Annotated in this window: 14 protein-coding genes; 6 read left to right on the top strand and 8 right to left on the bottom strand. The window is 65.8% G+C overall.

Annotation, left to right across the window (positions count from 1 at the left end; all coding sequences use genetic code 11):
• Position 1: 1 nt before the first annotated feature.
• Positions 2–1,030 carry a uracil-DNA glycosylase family protein gene (locus RT697_RS05340; protein ID WP_313697318.1) on the bottom strand — a complete coding sequence of 343 codons (1,029 nt, stop codon included), beginning with the start codon at positions 1,028–1,030 and terminating at the stop codon, positions 2–4.
• Entirely contained in the window at positions 1,027–2,283 is a 1,257-nt protein-coding gene (gene tsaB / locus RT697_RS05335; RefSeq protein ID WP_313697317.1) for a tRNA (adenosine(37)-N6)-threonylcarbamoyltransferase complex dimerization subunit type 1 TsaB, read from the bottom strand. The genes RT697_RS05340 and tsaB overlap by 4 nt, the downstream gene beginning before the upstream one ends.
• A gap of 131 nt (positions 2,284–2,414) precedes the next feature.
• Between tsaB and ompR the strand changes: the two genes are divergently transcribed.
• From ompR to RT697_RS05315, 4 genes are all read left to right on the top strand, one after another.
• Positions 2,415–3,149: a two-component system response regulator OmpR gene (gene ompR / locus RT697_RS05330; protein WP_003813882.1), complete on the top strand. Its 735-nt coding sequence runs from the start codon at positions 2,415–2,417 to the stop codon at positions 3,147–3,149.
• A gap of 4 nt (positions 3,150–3,153) precedes the next feature.
• Positions 3,154–4,581: an ATP-binding protein gene (locus RT697_RS05325; protein WP_313697351.1), complete on the top strand. Its 1,428-nt coding sequence runs from the start codon at positions 3,154–3,156 to the stop codon at positions 4,579–4,581.
• A 60-nt stretch (positions 4,582–4,641) separates the two neighbouring features.
• Positions 4,642–5,190: a peroxiredoxin gene (locus RT697_RS05320; RefSeq protein WP_006217982.1), complete on the top strand. Its 549-nt coding sequence runs from the start codon at positions 4,642–4,644 to the stop codon at positions 5,188–5,190.
• 75 nt (positions 5,191–5,265) lie between these two features.
• Complete coding sequence (locus tag RT697_RS05315) at positions 5,266–5,784, top strand: carboxymuconolactone decarboxylase family protein (RefSeq protein ID WP_013392160.1); 519 nt, start codon at positions 5,266–5,268, stop codon at positions 5,782–5,784.
• 124 nt (positions 5,785–5,908) lie between these two features.
• On the opposite strand, the gene RT697_RS05310 is transcribed toward RT697_RS05315, so the two are convergent.
• The 3 genes from RT697_RS05310 to ispD form a co-directional block, all read right to left on the bottom strand.
• Positions 5,909–8,008, bottom strand: a complete 2,100-nt coding sequence (locus RT697_RS05310; RefSeq protein WP_313697316.1) for a DUF4344 domain-containing metallopeptidase — start codon at positions 8,006–8,008, stop codon at positions 5,909–5,911.
• 167 nt (positions 8,009–8,175) lie between these two features.
• Positions 8,176–8,667 carry a 2-C-methyl-D-erythritol 2,4-cyclodiphosphate synthase gene (gene ispF, locus RT697_RS05305; RefSeq protein WP_313697315.1) on the bottom strand — a complete coding sequence of 164 codons (492 nt, stop codon included), beginning with the start codon at positions 8,665–8,667 and terminating at the stop codon, positions 8,176–8,178.
• On the bottom strand, positions 8,664–9,347 hold the full coding sequence (ispD, locus tag RT697_RS05300) for a 2-C-methyl-D-erythritol 4-phosphate cytidylyltransferase (protein WP_313697314.1): 684 nt from the start codon (positions 9,345–9,347) through the stop codon (positions 8,664–8,666). Before ispD ends, ispF begins: the two co-directional genes overlap by 4 nt.
• Before the next feature lie 29 nt (positions 9,348–9,376).
• On the opposite strand from ispD, the gene mfd reads away from it, so the two are divergent.
• Both mfd and serB read left to right on the top strand, forming a co-directional pair.
• Entirely contained in the window at positions 9,377–12,859 is a 3,483-nt protein-coding gene (gene mfd / locus RT697_RS05295) for a transcription-repair coupling factor (protein ID WP_313697313.1), read from the top strand.
• A 25-nt stretch (positions 12,860–12,884) separates the two neighbouring features.
• A complete protein-coding gene (serB, locus tag RT697_RS05290) occupies positions 12,885–13,742 on the top strand; it encodes a phosphoserine phosphatase SerB (RefSeq protein ID WP_313697312.1) in 858 nt (285 codons plus the stop codon).
• A 246-nt stretch (positions 13,743–13,988) separates the two neighbouring features.
• On the opposite strand, the gene RT697_RS05285 is transcribed toward serB, so the two are convergent.
• The 3 genes from RT697_RS05285 to nuoN all read right to left on the bottom strand — a co-directional run bounded on the left by RT697_RS05285 (position 13,989) and on the right by nuoN (position 18,371).
• Entirely contained in the window at positions 13,989–16,250 is a 2,262-nt protein-coding gene (locus RT697_RS05285) for a TonB-dependent siderophore receptor (protein ID WP_313697311.1), read from the bottom strand.
• A 291-nt stretch (positions 16,251–16,541) separates the two neighbouring features.
• Positions 16,542–16,871, bottom strand: a complete 330-nt coding sequence (locus RT697_RS05280) for a DUF2818 family protein (RefSeq protein WP_313697309.1) — start codon at positions 16,869–16,871, stop codon at positions 16,542–16,544.
• Positions 16,872–16,886: 15 nt separating this feature from the next.
• Positions 16,887–18,371: an NADH-quinone oxidoreductase subunit NuoN gene (nuoN, locus tag RT697_RS05275; RefSeq protein ID WP_313697308.1), complete on the bottom strand. Its 1,485-nt coding sequence runs from the start codon at positions 18,369–18,371 to the stop codon at positions 16,887–16,889.
• Positions 18,372–18,379 lie beyond the last annotated feature (8 nt).

Raw genomic sequence — 18,379 nt, 5'->3', positions numbered from 1 at the left:
GCTACAGTTCGCGGGCGGCCAGCTTCAGATCCTGCCAGGCGCGCGCCTTCTCGGACGGGCTGCGCAGCAGATAGGCGGGGTGGTAGCTGACAATGACCGGAATCTGAGCACCTTCATCCGTCTTCAGATGATGGACGCGGCCGCGCAGGTTGCCGATGGTGGCGTCGGTGCCCAGCAGCGTCTGCGCCGCAAACCGGCCAAGCACCAGGATGCGCTCGGGTTTCAGCAACGCAATCTGGCGCATCAGGTACGGACTGCAGGCCGCGATTTCCTCGGGCTTGGGATTGCGGTTGCCCGGCGGACGGCACTTGATGACGTTGGTGATGAAAACGTCACGCTCGCGGCTCATGCCCACCGCCGCCAGCATGGCGTCCAGCAACTGGCCGGACCGCCCCACAAAAGGCTGGCCCTGGCGGTCTTCCTGTTCGCCCGGGGCTTCGCCCACCACGAGCCAGCGAGTGGGTTGGGCGCCCTGCCCGACGACCGCATGGCGGCGTCCCTGGCACAGGCCGCACGCCGCGCAGGCCACGACCTGCGCCGCCAACTGCTCCAGATTGGCATCCTTGACGGCCTCGGCCACCGGAATGGGCGGCGGCGCCTCTTCCTGGACTTCGACCTTCGGCGCGGGACGCGGCGGGGGACCGGTGCGGTTCAGGATAGAAGCCGGAATAGCCGATGCACGGCCCGTTGCCGGCTCTGCCGGGGCGGCGCGCGCAACGGCGGGGACAACGGCGGGCGTGGCGTCCGGGGCGGCTTCAGCAACCGGCGCAGCCGGGGCGTCGCGCCGCGCTTCGACGGGAGACGGCGCGACGATGGGGGAATGCGGTGCAGCGTTCGGACCGCCAGGGGATACGCCAGCCGGCGCCTGGCCCGGCACGGCGCCAGACCCTGCGACAGCCGTCTTGGCGACCGGCACGGCAGGCGGCGTGCGCAGCCACAGCCGCTCCATGCCGAGCTCGCGCAGCCAGATGCGCTGCAACGGGTTGATGCGGGGCGGCGCAGGGCGCGGCGCGGCGTCCATCGGGCTCATGCCGGTGCTCCGCCGGGTTCGCCAAAGCGCTTCTGCATGACGATGGCGTCCTCGCGACCGCCCTTCTCGGCCGGGTAATAGGCCCGGCGCATGCCGATCTGCAGATAGCCGTGGCCCTTATAGAAACTGATGGCGGACGTGTTGGACGGCCGCACTTCCAGGAGCAGGCCTTCGAGGCCGCGTTCGCGCGCCTGCTGCTCGCACCAGTCGAGCATCACGCCGCCCAGCCCCTGGCGATGCAAGTCCTGCGCCACTGCGATCACCAGCAGATGCGCCACGTCCGGCGCAAACATCAGGATGCAGAAACCGGCCAGCTTGCCTTCGCGCCGCAGCGTCCAGGCGCCATAGCCCGACGCCAGCGCGTCCGTGAAATTGCCGCGGGTCCAGGGGAAGGCCTGCACCTGCGCCTCCAGCGCCACGACCTCGTCCAGGTCGGCATCCGTCATGGGCTGCGGGACCGGCGGGGTGAGCGACGGCCGGGCCTTGGGATTGCCGCCCTCGCCGCGCAGGCGCTCGGCGGTGGTGAACGCCACCTTGTCGCGCACATAGAGCGGCGCGGCCAGCTCCAGGGCCAGCATTTCGCCGCGCAGCCAGCCCTGGCGGGCAAGCCGCGCCACGCTGGCCGCCTGTGGCCGCTGGGCCTCGGCGGCTCGGCGCCATTCGGCGGGCGCGGACATGTCGGCCGAATAGGCTTCCCAGGCATCGCCGGCCAGCAGCGGTGTCAGCGGTTGGCCAGCCCGGGCCGACCAATTCGGCAGATGGTGCGCCGTCCACGGCACGACCTCGGCGGCGGCAATCAGCATCGGGGCCTGGAGCGTTTCCCAGACAGATTCATCGCCCGCGGCGTCGCCGCGGCGGTAGACTGCCAGGTAGACCTCGTTCATGCGGGCGTCCAGGGCGACGACCACGGCGTCGGCGGACGTGCCGTCGACGTCGGCCGCCACGGCCTGGTGCGAAACAATAGGCAACACCGGGATGCCCAGCCCCAGGGCCATGCCCTGGGCAACGCCGCAGGCCACGCGCAGCCCGGTGAAGCCGCCGGGCCCCTGCCCGAACGCCACGGCATGCAACCCCGACGGCGCGATGCCGGCCTCGGCGAGCAGCGCATCGGCCATAGGCAGTAGGCGCTCGGCGTGTTCCTGGGATCCCTCGTGTTCGCGAACGCTGATCTCCAGGCGGCCGCCGACCGCCCGCAAAAGGGCCACGCCACAACGTGACGACGAAGTTTCCAGTGCCAGCAGGTTTAGTTCCATAGATGCAGATTGTACGAAATAAGCCGTTGTTACCCCCGGGTGTAAGGGGGATTTCAACCAGGGTTCGCAATGTGTAATATCTTGTGAACGCCCTCTAGCCCCCGGTTCTTGTCACTGTTACATTTCCGGCCATGAATACGCAAAACACCACCCCCACCCGAAAAATCCTCGTCGTTGACGACGATCCGCGCTTGCGCGATCTGCTTCGCCGGTACTTGTCCGAACAGGGTTTCAACGTTTTCGTCGCCGAAGACGCCAAAGAGATGGGCAAACTCTGGCAACGTGAGCATTTTGACCTGCTCGTGCTGGACCTGATGCTGCCCGGCGAAGATGGCCTGTCCATCTGCCGCCGGCTGCGCGGTGGCCACGACAATACCCCCATCATCATGCTCACGGCCAAGGCGGAAGAAATCGACCGCATCGTCGGCCTTGAGATGGGCGCGGACGATTACCTGTCCAAGCCCTTCAATCCTCGCGAACTGCTGGCGCGCATCAATGCGATTCTGCGCCGCCGCGGCACCGAGGAACACCCCGGCGCGCCCAGCCAGGAAAACGAATCCATCGCCTTCGGCCCCTACGTGCTGAATCTGTCCACCCGCACGCTCACGCGCAACGGCGAACAGGTGCCCATCACCACGGGTGAATTCTCGGTGCTCAAGGTCTTTGCGCGCCATCCGAAGATTCCCCTGTCGCGCGACAAACTCATGGAACTGGCCCGCGGCCGCGAATACGAAGCCTTCGATCGCAGCCTCGACGTCCAGATCTCGCGTCTGCGCAAACTGATCGAGCCGAACCCGTCCAAGCCCGTATTCATCCAGACCGTCTGGGGTCTGGGGTACGTGTTCGTTCCGGACGGTGGTAGCTGATCGGCTGGCCCGCCCAGTGCAGGAGCGCAGCGTCGTGCCGCGCTTGCGCAGAACATTCAGGAACCTGACATCACGTTTGCGGCTCGGCTTGTTCGGCCGCACGTTCCTTTTGCTCGCCGCGCTGATGCTGGTCAGCCTGGGCGCGTGGCTTCAAGTATTTTTCAGCATGGAGCTGGGACCGCGCGCCAATCAGATGGCGCAGCGGGTGATCACGGCCGTCAACATCACGCGCACCGCGCTGATCTATTCGCATAACGGCGAACGCAGCAAGCTCCTCCTCGACCTGGCCACCAATGAAGGCATCCAGGTCTATCCGCGCGAGGTCACCGACTTCGCCGAAGCCCTCCCCGACGACGACTACTGGCAGCGTGTGGCGCAGCACATCCGCACGCGCTTCGGCCCGGAAACGCAGATTGCGTGGGGCGTGAACCAGGTGCCCGGGTTCTGGGTCAGCTTCCAGATCGAAAAGGACCTGTACTGGCTGGTGTTCGAGCGTGAGCAGATCGGCCTGACAGGCGGCATCGAGTGGCTGGGCTGGGGCGCCACCGCGCTGCTGCTGTCATTGGTCGGCGCGGCGGTCAGCGTGGGCTTCGTCAACCGTCCGCTATCCAGGCTGGCGCGGGCCGCGCAGGTGCTGTCGCGCGGCGAAACGCCAGCGGCCCTGCCCGAACAAGGACCACTGGAAATCCGCGATCTGAATGCGTCGTTCAACCGCATGGCCAAGGACTTGCGCCAGGCCGAGGCCGACCGCGAGCTCATGCTGGCGGGCATCTCACATGACCTGCGCACGCCACTTGCCCGGATGCGTCTGGAAATCGAGCTGAGCGGCGTGTCGGAAGACGCGCGGCAGGCCATCGACGAAGACCTGGGCCAGATCGACCACAGCATCGGGCAGCTCATGGAGTACGCCCGTCCCGCCGGCACCCTGCCGCAGCTTGCCACCGACATTTCCGCCGTGCTGGCCGAACTGTACGAACGCGAGCGCAGCCACACTGCCTCGCTGGGCGGCGAGCTGGACGCGGCGCTGGAACCCGGCCTGCGCGCCCGCATCACCGCGCTGGACCTGAAGCGCATCGTCAGCAACCTGATCGAGAACGCGCGCCGCTACGGCCGCTCGTCCGACGACGGCATGGCGCACCTGAACATGACGCTGCAGGCCGAAGGCAGCATGATCGTCATCGAGGTCTCCGATCGCGGCCCCGGCATCGCGCCTGAGGACGTGGACCGCCTGCTTCGCCCGTTCTCGCGCGGCGAGGCGGCGCGCACCGGCGTCAGCGGCGCGGGTCTGGGTTTGGCCATCGTCGAACGCCTGCTCAAGCACGTCGGCGGATCGCTTCGAATGCTGCCCCGAGAGGGCGGCGGACTGACCGCACGGATAGAGCTGCCCAAAGCCAAGTTTAGGAATTATCAATTAGACAACGATAATCCATAGCGTAGAATTTATGGTTTTGAGGCAACGCCTCATCTCCACCCAACAACTACGGGAGTAAACATGAAAACTGTTGGCGACAAACTCGAACCCTTCAAGGTCACCGGCGTCAAGCCCGGCTTCAACCAGCACGAAGAAAACGGCGTGTCCGCGTTCGAAGACATCACCGAAAGCTCGTTCCCCGGCAAGTGGAAGGTGATCTACTTCTACCCGAAAGACTTCACGTTTGTTTGCCCGACCGAAATCGTCGGCTTCAACAAGCTGGCCAAGGATTTCGAAGACCGCGACGCCGTCCTGCTGGGCGGTTCGACCGACAACGAATTCGTCAAGCTGGCCTGGCGCCGTGAGCACCCGGACCTGAACAAGCTGGGTCACTACCAATTCGGCGACACCACCGGCGCCCTGATCGACCAGCTGGGCGTGCGTGAAAAGGGTGCTGGCGTTGCCCTGCGCGCCACCTTCATCGTCGACCCGGACAACACCATTCAGCACGTTTCGGTGAACAACCTGAACGTCGGCCGTAACCCGGAAGAAGTTCTGCGTCTGCTCGACGGTCTGCAAACCGACGAACTGTGCCCGTGCAACCGTACGGTTGGCGGCGCCACGCTGTAATTTCCAGCCCGGTCCGGTCCCTGCCCTGCAGGGCCCGCGCCGGGCTTTAACTGCGCTAGATTATAGGTAAAAACTATGGAATTTCTTACGACCATTAAGGAACAGCTGCCGGATTGGGCCAAGGACATCCGCCTGAATCTGGACGCCGTGATCGCCCGCTCGACGCTGGCTCCCGAAGATGCCGTTGGCGCTGCCCTGTCCGCCGCCTATGCCGCGCGCAGCCCGGTGCTGGTTGAAGCCTTCAAGAGCGGCCTGTCCGAAGGCGACGCGAACGCCGCCCTGACCGCCTCCGCCCTCATGGGCATGAACAACACCTGGTATCCCTACGTGGAGATGACCGGCGACGCCCAGCTCAAAAGCCTGCCGGCCCAGCTGCGCATGAATGCCTACGCCACCCATGGCGGCGTGGACAAGAAGCGCTTCGAGCTGTTCGCCCTGGTGGCCTCCATCATCGGCAAGTGCCACTTCTGCGTGGCCTCGCACTATGAAAACCTGAAGAACGACGGCCTGTCGACCGAACAGCTGCGCGATGCCGGCCGCATTGCCGCCGTCGTCAACGCCGCCGCGCTCGCGCTGGCTGCCCAAGGCAAGTAAGCGATTCGCCGGCCGCAAAAAAGCCCGCCTGCATGATGCAGGCGGGCTTTTCTTTTGACGGTGGCGGCTCGCGGTTGCCGGCGGAGCGGTGTTCGCTGGCGCCGAGCCCGTTGCCGCCGCCGGGCTACTTGCCGGACGCGGCTTTCACCGGCGCCGTGGGCAGGCCGTTGGCGGTCCAGGCCTCCATGCCGCCGCGATACCAGTAGGCGCGCCAGCCGAGCGACCCCGCGCGCAACGCGCCGTTGTAGGCCGAGCGGTCATTCATGCCCGCGCCCATGAACACGATGGGCGCGTTGCGCTGCCCGCCGGTCTTCTTCTTCAGCCAGTCGTCCAGCGCGCCCTGCAGGTGGTCCGCGACGCTGCCGTCCGACCCGGCATCAGGCAGCGGGTAGGCGATAGGCAGCGTATCCCGCCCCGCGCTGGTGTCGATGATCAGGATGTTCTTCTCGTTATTGATCAGCTTGACCAGGTCGCCCGTCGTGATGACGTCGGCACGCGTGTGCTTGACGGGCGTCGGGCCCCTGTAAGGCGACGAGAACAGCAGGCTGGTCGGCGGCACGCCGAAGTCCTTCAGTTCGTCGAAGGCGCCGGCGGGCAACGCGGGCATGCCCTGTCCCGCCGAGGGGGCTTGCCGTGGCGCCGTCTGCGCACCGCCTCCCTTGTTGGCAACAACCTCACCACCGACCGTGCCCATTTCAATGTCGGAAATCATCACCGCGATGTTCTCGATCAGCTCGTAGCACATCGTGATCGAGCCCTCGCGCGGGTTGTACCAGGCGTTCAACTGTCCGCAATCCTTGAACGTCACATTGATCGGCCGCGGCAGGACGTAGGTCTTGCCCAGGTCCTTGACGCTGTTGGTGACGGCGTTGGACATGGCCGTCGCGAACAGGTTGCCGATCTTGCGCTTGGAGGGTTCGAGCACCACGTTGACCGGCGCGCCGGGCGCGTTGGCCGGTTGCTGGCCGTCCGGCGTCCAAGTGCCCACGCGGGTATGAGGCGCCAACAGGTGGCGCCAGGCACGGTTCTGCTTGTTGAATTCGTCGGTGCAACGCGACTTGGTCCGGTCCTCGAAACCGACGTGCTTGACCACGGTTTCGAAGACGGCCGGATTGCCGCCATACATGATGCAGAGCATGTTGCGAAAGCGCTTCAAGTCGCCGGTGTGCTCGTCCTGCCAGGCCGAGTTCGTCGACGCGCCCCGCTTTTCCGCCAGCATGCCGCTGTAGTACCACTGCAGGGCCGCATACGTGGCGGCCTCGCGGGCCATGACGTTCACGTCCTCGTTGTCGGACGGGTAGATGGTGGGCTCGACGATCCGCAAGGCCGAATACATGTCGACCGCGTCTTCTTCCGCGCCTGTGGACGGCAGTTCCAGCTCGCCGATCAGGGCGTGCCCGAACTCGTGCAGGAAAATGCTGCGCATGATGCCGATGTAGACCGCGACGATGCGCAAGGTGTCTCCGCCGAAGCGGGGATACGGGCCAGCGCCGGCCAGCGCGGGGGTATTGTCGGCGGGGGCCTGGGCGGGCGGCGACGCGGCCGACGGCACGCGCGGCGCGCCGGCACTACCCTGTCTTGCACCACCCTGTCCGGCGGACCCTTGCGCGCCCACCCCGACCGGCTTGCCGGCCACGTCCGAGACGATCATGAAATCGGCAATGCCGAACGTGCCCTCGTCGTAGGCCATGATGCCGATTTCGCTGCCCAGCGCGGCCTCGTCCTCGATATCGCCGATCTTCTGTCCATTGACCAGGAAACGCGCGGCGCCCGGCACTTCCACCACGCGGATGCGGTCGGTGCCGTCCAGCTTGGCGACGTTGGGAACCGACGCGATGTCGCGGCGCTTCTGGCCTTCCAGACAGAACAGCAGGATGTTGCGGTCCGCCCGGATCTCCAGCAGGCACAGGCCCTTGCGCGCATTGTTGTTCAGCGCGATGCCGATGGACGCCTTGGGACTCTTCGAGTTGACCATCACGTTGACGTCGGTGATGCGTCCGTTTTCCGGGGCGGGACCCGGGTTGATGTAGAACGTCTGCTCGCCGCCCGGCACATCGCTGTTGCGCAGGGTGAACCAGCCGTCCTGCTCGCCGACGTGCCAGCCCTGCAGAAGCTGCTGCTTGACGGTGCCCGCCAACGGACCAAGCTGCTTCTCGTAAGCCGCGTGGGCGGAGGTAGCAAAAGCGGCCAGCACAAAAAGTAGCCCCGCGCCCCGTAATTGCATCTGAGTGTCCCTGATTAGTCAGATTTCAAGTCGCGGAGCGTAAGTCAGAACAAAACGATCTGCTTATGCATTTGTTAAAGATGTATTCCAACGTAAAAGCCGCCCGGCTTTGAGGCTCGGGCGGCTTTGGATTTCAGGGATAAACGTGGCGCCAACGCCACGGCGCATCAGCTATCGGCGCGCGCCAGCAGGGCGACCACCGTGGCCGCGATGCCTTCCTTGCGGCCCAGATAGCCCAGGCCCTCGTTGGTCTTGGCCTTGATGTTGACTTCGGACTCGGCCAGACCGGTGTCCGCGGCGATGTTCTTCACCATGGCAGGAGCGTGCGGGCCGATCTTCGGCGCCTGCGCGTGCAGCGTGGCGTCGATATTGACCGGCGTCCAGCCCGCCTTGCGCACGCGCGCCATGGCTTCGCGCAGCAGCACACGGCTGTCGGCGCCCTTGAACGCCGGATCGGTATCCGGAAAGTGCCGGCCGATGTCGCCCAGGCCCGCCGCGCCCAGCAGCGCGTCGGTGATCGCGTGCAGCAGCACGTCCGCATCGGAATGGCCCAGCAGGCCATGAGTATGGGGGATCGTGACGCCGCCGATGATCAGCGGGCGGCCTTCGACCAGCGCGTGCACGTCAAAGCCCTGCCCGACGCGAAAAGGAATGCTCATAGCCATTTTTCCATCAGTTCAAAATCGTCCGGCCACGTCACCTTGAAGTTGCGCATCGCGCCCGGGACCAGCAGCGGCGCATACCCGGCGGCCTCGATGGCCGAGGCCTCGTCGGTAACGGTGACACCGTTCACAGCCGCGGCGGTCAGCGCATCGCGCAGCACGCCCGCGCGGAACATCTGCGGCGTTTGCGCCAGCCACAAACCATTGCGGTCCAGCGTGCGCTCGACGCGCTCGTGGCCACCCTTGACCGTGTCGGCCACGGGCAGAGCCAGCAGCCCGCCAACCGGGTCGGCCAGGCACGCGTCGATCAGCCGCCCCAGCGCCGCGGCGGGCAAACCCGGGCGGGCCGCGTCGTGCACCAGCACCCAGGCATCATCCGCGACCCCGCTGTCGGCCAGCGCGCCCGCGACCGTATCGGCGCGCGTGGCGCCGCCGCAGGCGCGCCAGACCGTGCGTGGCAAGCCGGCGAGCGCGGCGTCGACCCAGCCGTCGCCCGGCGTGACCGCCACGCGCACCTGCGACACGCGTTCATCGGCCAGCAACGCGCATACCGCGTGCCGCAGCATGGGCTGTCCGGCCAATGGACGGTACTGTTTGGGCACGGCCTCGTGCCCGGGCCGGCTGGCGCGGGCGCCGACGCCGGCGGCGGGCACGATTGCGATGATTGAGTCAGACATGGTGCGGAGATTTTATAATCGTTCGCTTGATGTCCGCTTCCAGCCTGATGCCCGCCCCTTCCTCCTCCGCCACGGCCGCACCGCCCGTCCCCGCCACGGTCCCCACCCTGTCCGCGCTGAAGCCCGGCACGCGCTACGCGCAGCCCCGGCCGCCGGGCTCCGGCGACGCCTGGCTGCTGGCGGATCTGGCGCGCCAGGCCAGCGCGCCGCTGGTCATCCTGACGGCCGAACCCCTAGAAGCGCAGCGGCTAGCCGAGGAAATCCAGCTGTTCGCGCCCGGCCTGCGCGTGCGGCAGCTACCCGACTGGGAAACGCTGCCCTACGACGCGTTTTCGCCGCACCAGGATCTGATCTCCGAGCGCCTGAACACGCTGCACTCGCTGATGATGAAGACGGTGGACGTGCTGACGGTGCCCATCACCACGGCGCTGTACCGTCTGGCCCCGCCCTCGTTCCTGGCCGCCTACACGTTCTCGTTCAAGCAGAAGGACAGGCTGAACGAAACGGCGCTGCGCGCGCAGCTGACTTTGGCCAATTACAACCACGTCACGCAAGTCACCTCGCCCGGCGAATTCTGCCTGCGCGGCGGGCTGATCGATCTGTTCCCGATGGGCTCGGTGGTGCCGTACCGGCTGGACCTGTTCGACGACGAGATCGAGACCATCCGCAGTTTCGACGTCGACACCCAGCGCAGCCTGTACCCCGTGCGCGAGGTGCAGCTTCTGCCCGGCCGTGAGTTCCCGATGGACGAAGACTCGCGCAACCGCTTCCGGGCGCGCTTTCGCGAAGTCTTCGAAGGCGATCCTTCCCGCGCCCTGCCCTATAAAGACATCGGCAACGGCATCCCGTTTGCCGGCGTCGAGTACTACCTGCCGCTGTTCTTCGAAGAAACCGCCACGCTTTTCGACTACGTGACCGACGGCACGGTCATGGTCACGGTCGGCGACATCGACGACGCGATCCAGCGCTTCAACCAGGACACGGCCAGCCGCTACGGCTTTCTAAAGAGCGACCGCGAACGCCCCGTGCTGCCGCCGTCCGCCCTGTTCCTTGACAGCGAATCGCTCTATGGCCGGCTGAAGGCATTCCGCCGCCTGTCGCTGGCCGCCGGTCAGCCGCACCCGGACTTCCGGGCCGCGCCCGACGTCAGCGTGGCGCGCCGCGCCGAAGATCCCATCGCCAAGCTGCGCACGCTGGTGCAGAAGCGGCACACCCGCGTGCTGCTGTGCGCCGATTCGGCGGGCCGGCGCGAGACCCTGGTGCAGATGCTGAACGAATTCGGCGTCACGCCCGATGCGCAGCCCGACACCATCGAAGGCTTTCTGGCGTCGGACGCGCATTTCGGCATCGTCGCCTCGCCGCTGGGCATCGGGTTCGAACTTCCCGACGCCAACCTCGCCTTCCTGACCGAAAACGATCTCTACCCGGGATTGGCAACCACCGGCCGCCGCGGCAAGCGCGACCAGGAACGCGCCAGCAACGTCGAAGCCATGGTGCGCGACCTGTCCGAACTGCGCGAGGGCGACCCCGTCGTTCATGCCCAGCACGGCATCGGCCGCTATCACGGCCTGGTCAACATGGACATGGGCGAAGGCGAGATGGAATTCCTCCATCTTGAATACGCCAACGGCAGCACGCTGTACGTGCCCGTGTCGCAACTGCACGTGATCGCGCGCTACAGCGGCGCCGACCCCGAGGCCGCGCCGTTGCATCAACTGGGCTCGGGCCAGTGGGACAAGGCCCGCCGCAAGGCCGCCAAGCAGGTCCGCGACACCGCCGCCGAATTGCTGGCGCTGTATGCGCAGCGCGCCGCGCGCGAAGGCTTTGCGTTCAACCTGCCGCTGAACGATTACGAGGCGTTTGCCGAGGGCTTCGGCTTCGAAGAGACGGCGGATCAGGCCGCCGCCATCCAGGCCGTGCTCAGCGACATGACCTCCGGCCGTCCGATGGACCGCCTGGTCTGCGGCGACGTCGGTTTCGGCAAGACCGAAGTCGCGCTGCGCGCCGCCTTCCTGGCCGTCGCCAACGGCAAACAGGTGGCGCTGCTGTGCCCCACCACCCTGCTCGCCGAACAGCACGCGCAGACCTTTACCGACCGCTTCGCCGACTGGCCCGTGCGTGTCGTGGAACTGTCGCGCTTCCGCTCGGCCAAGGAAGTCTCCAGCGCCATCGAAGGCATCAACGACGGCCGGGTCGACATCGTCATCGGCACGCACAAGATCCTGTCAAAGGACGTGAAATTCAAGCGCCTGGGCCTGGTCATCATCGACGAGGAACACCGTTTCGGCGTGCGCCAGAAGGAAGCCCTCAAGTCGCTACGCGCCGAAGTCGACGTCCTGACGCTCACCGCAACGCCCATCCCGCGCACGCTCGGCATGTCGCTCGAAGGCATCCGCGACTTCTCCGTCATTGCCACGGCGCCGCAAAAGCGCCTGGCCATCAAGACCTTCGTGCGGCGCGAGGACGGCAGCACGCTGCGCGAAGCCCTGCTGCGCGAGCTCAAGCGCGGCGGCCAGTGCTACTTCCTGCACAACGAGGTCGAAACCATCCACAACCGCCGCGCGCGCCTGGAAGAGCTGGTGCCCGAGGCCCGGATCGCCGTCGCGCACGGCCAGATGCCCGAGCGCGAGCTGGAACAGGTGATGAAGGGCTTCTACCAGCAGCGCTACAACGTGCTGCTGTGCACCACCATCATCGAAACCGGCATCGACGTGCCCAGCGCGAACACCATCGTGATCCACCGCGCCGACCGCTTCGGGCTCGCGCAGCTGCACCAGCTGCGTGGCCGCGTCGGGCGTTCGCACCACCAGGCCTACGCCTACCTGCTGACGCCGGGCGAGGACGCGATCACCAACAACGCCAAGAAGCGGCTCGAAGCGATCCAGGCCATGGAAGAGCTGGGCTCCGGCTTCTACCTCGCCATGCACGACCTTGAAATCCGCGGCACTGGCGAAGTCCTGGGCGATTCGCAGTCGGGCAACATCCAGGAAGTCGGCTTCTCGATGTACAACGAGATGCTCAACGAGGCCGTGCGCGCGCTGCGCGCTGGCGAAGAACCCGACCTGGACGCGCCCTTCAACCTGGCGTGCGAAGTCAATCTGCACGCGCCGGCGCTGCTGCCGTCCGACTATTGCGCCGACGTGCACGCGCGCCTGGCCATCTACAAGCGGCTGGCGCACGCGGCCGACGAAGACGACCTGATCCACATCCAGGAAGAACTGATCGACCGTTTCGGCAAACTGCCCGAAGCGGCGCAGACGCTGCTGGCCACGCACCGCCTGCGCCTGGCCGCCCAGCCGCTCGGCATCGTCAAGATCGATGCCAGCGAAGCCCAGGCCCTGATCCAGTTCGGCCCCAAGACCTCGGTCGATCCGGCCCGCATCATCGAGCTCGTCCAGCGGCAGCGGCACATCAAGCTGGCTGGGCAGGACAAGCTGCGCGTCGAGATCAAGGCGCCCCAAGTTCCGGCCCGGGCCGACGCCGTGCGCGCCGTCCTGCGCGCATTGAAGTAATTCCCGACACCCTTATCCATCCGCCATGACTACCCACAATCTCGTCGTCCAATCCCCCGGCCTCGCCATCGAACATGCGGAGCAGCTCGCCGCGCTGGCCCAGGCCCAAGGCGTGGCGCGCATCAGCAACACCGCAGCCCGCCTGCTCGACGTGCAGCACGACGACGAGACGCGCGCCGTGGTGAGCGCCTGGGCCGAGGCGCGCGGCGTCGACGCCGCCTTTGTGCCTGCCGGCCTGAAGCTTGCCAACTGCAAGGTCCTGGCCATGGACATGGACTCGACCCTGATCAACATCGAGTGCATCGACGAGATCGCGGGCGTGGTCGGCGTGAAGGACAAGGTGTCGGAGATCACCGAAGCCGCCATGCGCGGCGAGATCAAGGACTTTGCGGAAAGCCTGCGCCGCCGGGTCGCGCTGCTCAAGGGCGCGCCCGCCGGCGCGCTGGACGAGGTCTACGAGGAAAAGCTGCGCCTGAACCCGGGCGCCGAGCGCCTGATCACCACGGCCCAGGCCGCCGGCATCAAGGTGCTGCTGGTGTCGGGCGGCTTCACCTTCTTCACCGAGCGCCTGCGCGCCCGGCTGAACCTGGACAGCGCTCATGCCAACACGCTTGAAATCGAAAACGGCGTCCTCACCGGCCGCGTGCTTGGCGACATCCTGGACGCCGACGCCAAGGCCACACACCTGCGCGAATTCGCGCGCACGCATGGCGCCTCGACGGACCAGATCATCGCCATGGGCGACGGCGCCAACGACCTGAAGATGCTGGCCAACGCGGGCTTCCCGGTGGCCTACCACGCCAAACCGCTGGTGCGTCAGCAAACGCGCTATGCGCTGAATGTCTCGGGACTGGACGGCGTGCTGAACTGGTTCGAAAGCTGATCCAGCGACGAGGTGTCTGACACCCTAGGGAGATGACCGTCAGCTTGCGACAAGGTGTCTGACACCCTGGGGAGACGACCGTCAGCTTGCAGCAATGTCTCAACGGGTGTCAGACACCGTGCAGCCGCGCAGCAACGCCTCATTGCAGCAACGAACGCCATCCCCCTCCCCAAAAGCAAAAGCCACCTCGACAAACGAGGTGGCTTTTTTCATGCCGGTCGGCGCCGCCAACGCGGCGCCCCTTGATCAATACCGCACGCGCAGCGACAGCAGCGCCGCCCGGCCCGAGCCCAGCGCCGCATAGTGCGCCGCATAGGCCTTGGTGTAGTACGTCTCATCGAAGATGTTCAGCACGTTCAACTGCGCCGAGAAGTGGTCGTTGAATTCGTAGCCGGCCATCGCGTCGAAGCGCCAGTACGAAGGCACCCAGCGCTCCTTGGGCGTGCCGTCGGCGTTCTTCGTAGCGTCCGAGTTGCCGTAGACCTTGTCGACGTAATACGCGCCGCCGCCAACCGTCAGCTTGGGCAAAACCTTGTAGGTCGTCCACAGGCTGAAGGCGTTACGCGGCGTGTTGGGCAGGTCCTGGCCGACGGCGCCGCTGTTGTACGCGCCCTTGGTCATTTCGCTGTCCATGAAGGTATAGCCGCCAAACACGTTCCACTTCGGCGTGATGGCGCCCGAGAACCCCAGCTCGATGCCGCGGACCTTGGCTTCGCCCACCTGCGCCACTTCGGTCGCGGACACGGCCACGCTGGTGTTCTTGCGGATGTCCTGGAACGCCGCGGCCGACAGCGTCAGCTTGTCGTCGAACACCTGCCACTTCGTGCCCAGTTCCACCGTGCGGCTCTTTTCCGGTTCCAGCGAGGACGTCGACAGCGACGTCGCATCGCTGATCGCGCCGCCGGCAATGGCGGACGGCGTGGACGAGGTGCCGTACGTGGCGTAGATGGTGCCGTTGGGCACCGGCTTGTACGCCAGGCCGACCTGGTAGTTGAAGAGGTTGTCCTCGCGGTTCGTGCTGTAGAACGCGGGGGTGCCGGCCGGATCGCTGCGGCCGCGCGCGATGTTGCTGCCGCTGGTGCGATAGTTGTCCCAGCGCGCGCCCAGGCTGGCCTGCCACTGCTCGTTGAACTTGATGGTGTCAAAGCCGTAGAGGGCCAGCGTGTCCGTGTTGTAGACAGCGGGATTGTTGTTGCGGGTCAGCTTGCCGGTGTAGTCGTCGTGGGGATTCGGATCCCACAGCGACGTGCACAGCGCCGGGTTCGACAGGTCCGTGGCGCTGACCTTGCAGCCCATCGGACCACGCGCGATCGTCTGGGTGTAGCTGTCCTTGTCCTGCTTGATGTTGCTGTACTCGAAGCCCAGGTCGAAAGAATGCTTCAAGCTGCCGGTGTCGAATTCGCCGGTCAGGTCCGTCTGGTTGGCGAACGTCTTGGTGACGTAATAACCGGACTTGAGCGCGCGGTACACCAGCCCGTTCGGGATGTTGCCCTTGCTGTCGTCGGGATTGGTCGCCGCGAAATCGGTCGTGCCACGGCCATAGCGCGTCACGTTGCGCAGTTGCAGCTTGTCGGAGAAGTCGTGCTGGAAGTCCACCGTGGCGACGTCATCGCGCGTCTTCATGAAGTCGCGGCCAGTCAAGCCGTAGAACGACTTGCGGCTGACGCCCATCGTCTCCGTCACCGGCTGACCCGACTTCGGGTCATACGGGATGGAGTAGTCGGGCATGCTGTCGTCCTGGTAGTGGTAGTAGCTCAGCGTGATGCGCGTCGGCGTGCCAACGCCCAGCATCAGCGACGGCGCCACGCCCCAGCGCTCGAAGTCCACGGCATCATCGCGACCCGGCGTGTCGCCCTTGTTGCCCATCACGTTCAGGCGGAACGCCGCCTTCTCGCCCAGGCGCCAGTTGCTGTCGATGGTGGCGCGGTAGTTGTTGTCCGTGCCGATCTGCGCAGTTGCTTCAGTGAAGTCCGTGGTCTTGGGCGCTTTGCTGACCATGTTGATGCTGCCGCCCGCGCCGCCGCGGCCGGCATACACCGAATCCGGACCCTTGATGATCTCGACCTGCTCCAGATTGAACGTATCGCGCACTTGCGTGCTGCTGTCGCGGATGCCGTCCAGGAAAATGCTGCCTGCGGAATTCTGGCCGCGGATGATCGGCAGGTCGCCGCCCGGGCGGCCGCCTTCACCTGCGCCGAACGTGATGCCCGGCGAGTTGCGCAGCACGTCCTGCAACGTCGACGCGGCCTGATCCTGGATCACCTGCTGCGGCACGACCTGCACCGTGCGCGGCGTGTCCAGCAGGGGCGCGGTCATCTTGGGCGACTGCGCGGTCGAGGTCTGGTAGGACGAGCTTTCGCCCTCGACGCGGACGGGCGACAACTGCGTCACGCCGGCGTTGGCGGACTGGGCTGCCGCATAGGGACTGACGAACAACGCGGGCGCGGCAATGGCGGCGGCCAGCGAGGTGGCGAGCGTATTCAGCGAATACGAATCTTGGGGCTTCAAGCGGACTTCTCCAGAACGTAAATAACAACGATTCTTGTTTTTTTGTCGTTTGCGATTCTGAACGGAGGCGCTGAATGAAACCTGAATGAAAGGCCCTTGCAAATCAAAAGGATAAAAAAACAACAGCTTTGATCTGGCGCAAAATCCAGGACGGATCAGAAGTCAAAAAAGGGCCGGGTTGCATGCGCTTTTATCGCGGGACGAGACCGATGCCGGCATTGCTGCGGGCATAAAAAAACGCCCCGGTCGGGGCGTCTTCGTGCTTCGATGCGCGGGCAGGCCGCGGCGCCTTCAGGCCCGCAGACGCGGATGCCGCTTGAAGAGATACCGATACACAAACCCGGGATACGCCAGCACCAGAAACAGGCTGAGCGTGATTGCGTAGAACTCCCAGGTCTGGGCGAAGCGGTTGCCCAGTGTGGACTCGAACGCAAAACCCAGCGCGCCGACGATGGCGTAGAACACCAGCACTTCGATCAACCGCATCCAGAACGGCTTGACCGCCGCCGCCCCGCCCTGCTTCCAGGGCAGCACGGCGAACACGCGCTCGGTCAGGAAGGGAAGATTCGCGCTGACGAGCGCCAGCGCGATCAACAGCCATACCGCCAGCGTCTGGTTCATGGCTGCTATCCGTCCTTAAAGGGTCAGCGACGAGCGAATGGCCTGCACGCACAGCGCCATCAAGCCACCGGGCAACAGACCCAGCACCAGGATCAGGGCGCCGTTGATCGACAGCACGCCGCGTTGGCCGGCCGTGGCCACCATCGGGGCGGCGTCGGCCGCCGGCTCGTCGAAGTAGACGACCTTGACCACACGCAGGTAGTAGAACGCGCCGATCAGCGAGAACAGCACCGCCACCACGGCCAGCGTGACGTGGCCCGCCGAGATCAGCGCCTGCAGCACGGCCAGCTTGGCGTAGAAGCCCACCAGCGGCGGAATGCCGGCCAGCGAGAACATCAGCAGCAGCACGATGGCGGCATGCCACGGGCTACGGCGGTTCAGGCCCTTCAGGTCGTCGATGTGCTCGCACTCGAAGCCCTGACGCGACAGCAGCAGCACGATGCCAAAGCTGGCAAGCGTGGTCAGCACGTAGGTCAGCATGTAGAACAGCGAGGCGCCGTAGGCGGCCGACGACAGTTCCGGCTTGCCCGCCACCGAACCCGACATCAGGCCCAGCAGGACAAAGCCCATGTGCGAGATGGTCGAGTAGGCCAGCATGCGCTTGAAGTTGGTCTGCGCGATGGCGGTCAGGTTGCCGATGGCCAGCGACAGCACGGCCAGGATCATCAGCATCGGCTGCCAGTCGGTGGCCAGGCCGTGCAGGCCATCAACCAGCAGACGCAGCGTGATCGCGAAGGCGGCCAGCTTGGGCGCGCCGCCCAGGATCAGCGTCACGGCGGTCGGCGAGCCCTGGTAGACGTCCGGCACCCACATGTGGAACGGCACGGCGCCCAGCTTGAACGCCAGACCCGACACCAGGAACACGATGCCGAACACCAGCGCCATTTTCTCGGCCTTGCCGGCGGCGATGACGTTGGACACTTCGGTCAGATCCAGGTGACCGGTCGCGCCGTAGATCATGGACATGCCATACAGCAGGAAGCCCGAGGCCAGCGCGCCCAGCACGAAGTACTTCATGGCGGCTTCGGTGGCGACGACGTTGTCACGGCGCAGGGCGATCAGCGCGTACAGCGCCAGCGACATCAGTTCCAGGCCAAGGTAGATGGAGATCAGGTTCCCGGAGGAGATCATGACCATCTGGCCCAGCAGCGCGAACAGCGTCAGCACGTACAGTTCGCCGCCGCGCATCATGTCGCGCACCTGCGCATACACGCGGCCATAGATCAGCGTTACGCCGACGGCAAGGTACGAGGCGATCTTCAGCAGGTGCGACAGCTCGTCCGTGACGTACAGGCCGTTGAACGTCGAGCCAGCCACGCCATTCTTCCACTGCACGGCCGACACGACGGTCAGCACGCCCAGGGCAAGCATGGTCAGCAGGAACGTCGGCTTGCGCTCGGGGTGATTGCTGACCGCGTCGATGAGCAGGATAGCCAGGCCGAAAATCAGCAGAAGGATTTCCGGTGTCGCCAAGGCGAAATCGATTTGGGATTGCATCATTGTCTTGT

Source organism: Achromobacter sp. (genome assembly GCF_032113835.1).
Classification (GTDB): domain Bacteria; phylum Pseudomonadota; class Gammaproteobacteria; order Burkholderiales; family Burkholderiaceae_B; genus Achromobacter.
Note: the sequence above shows the minus strand (reverse complement) of the source record. Positions and strands in the feature narration are given on the sequence as shown.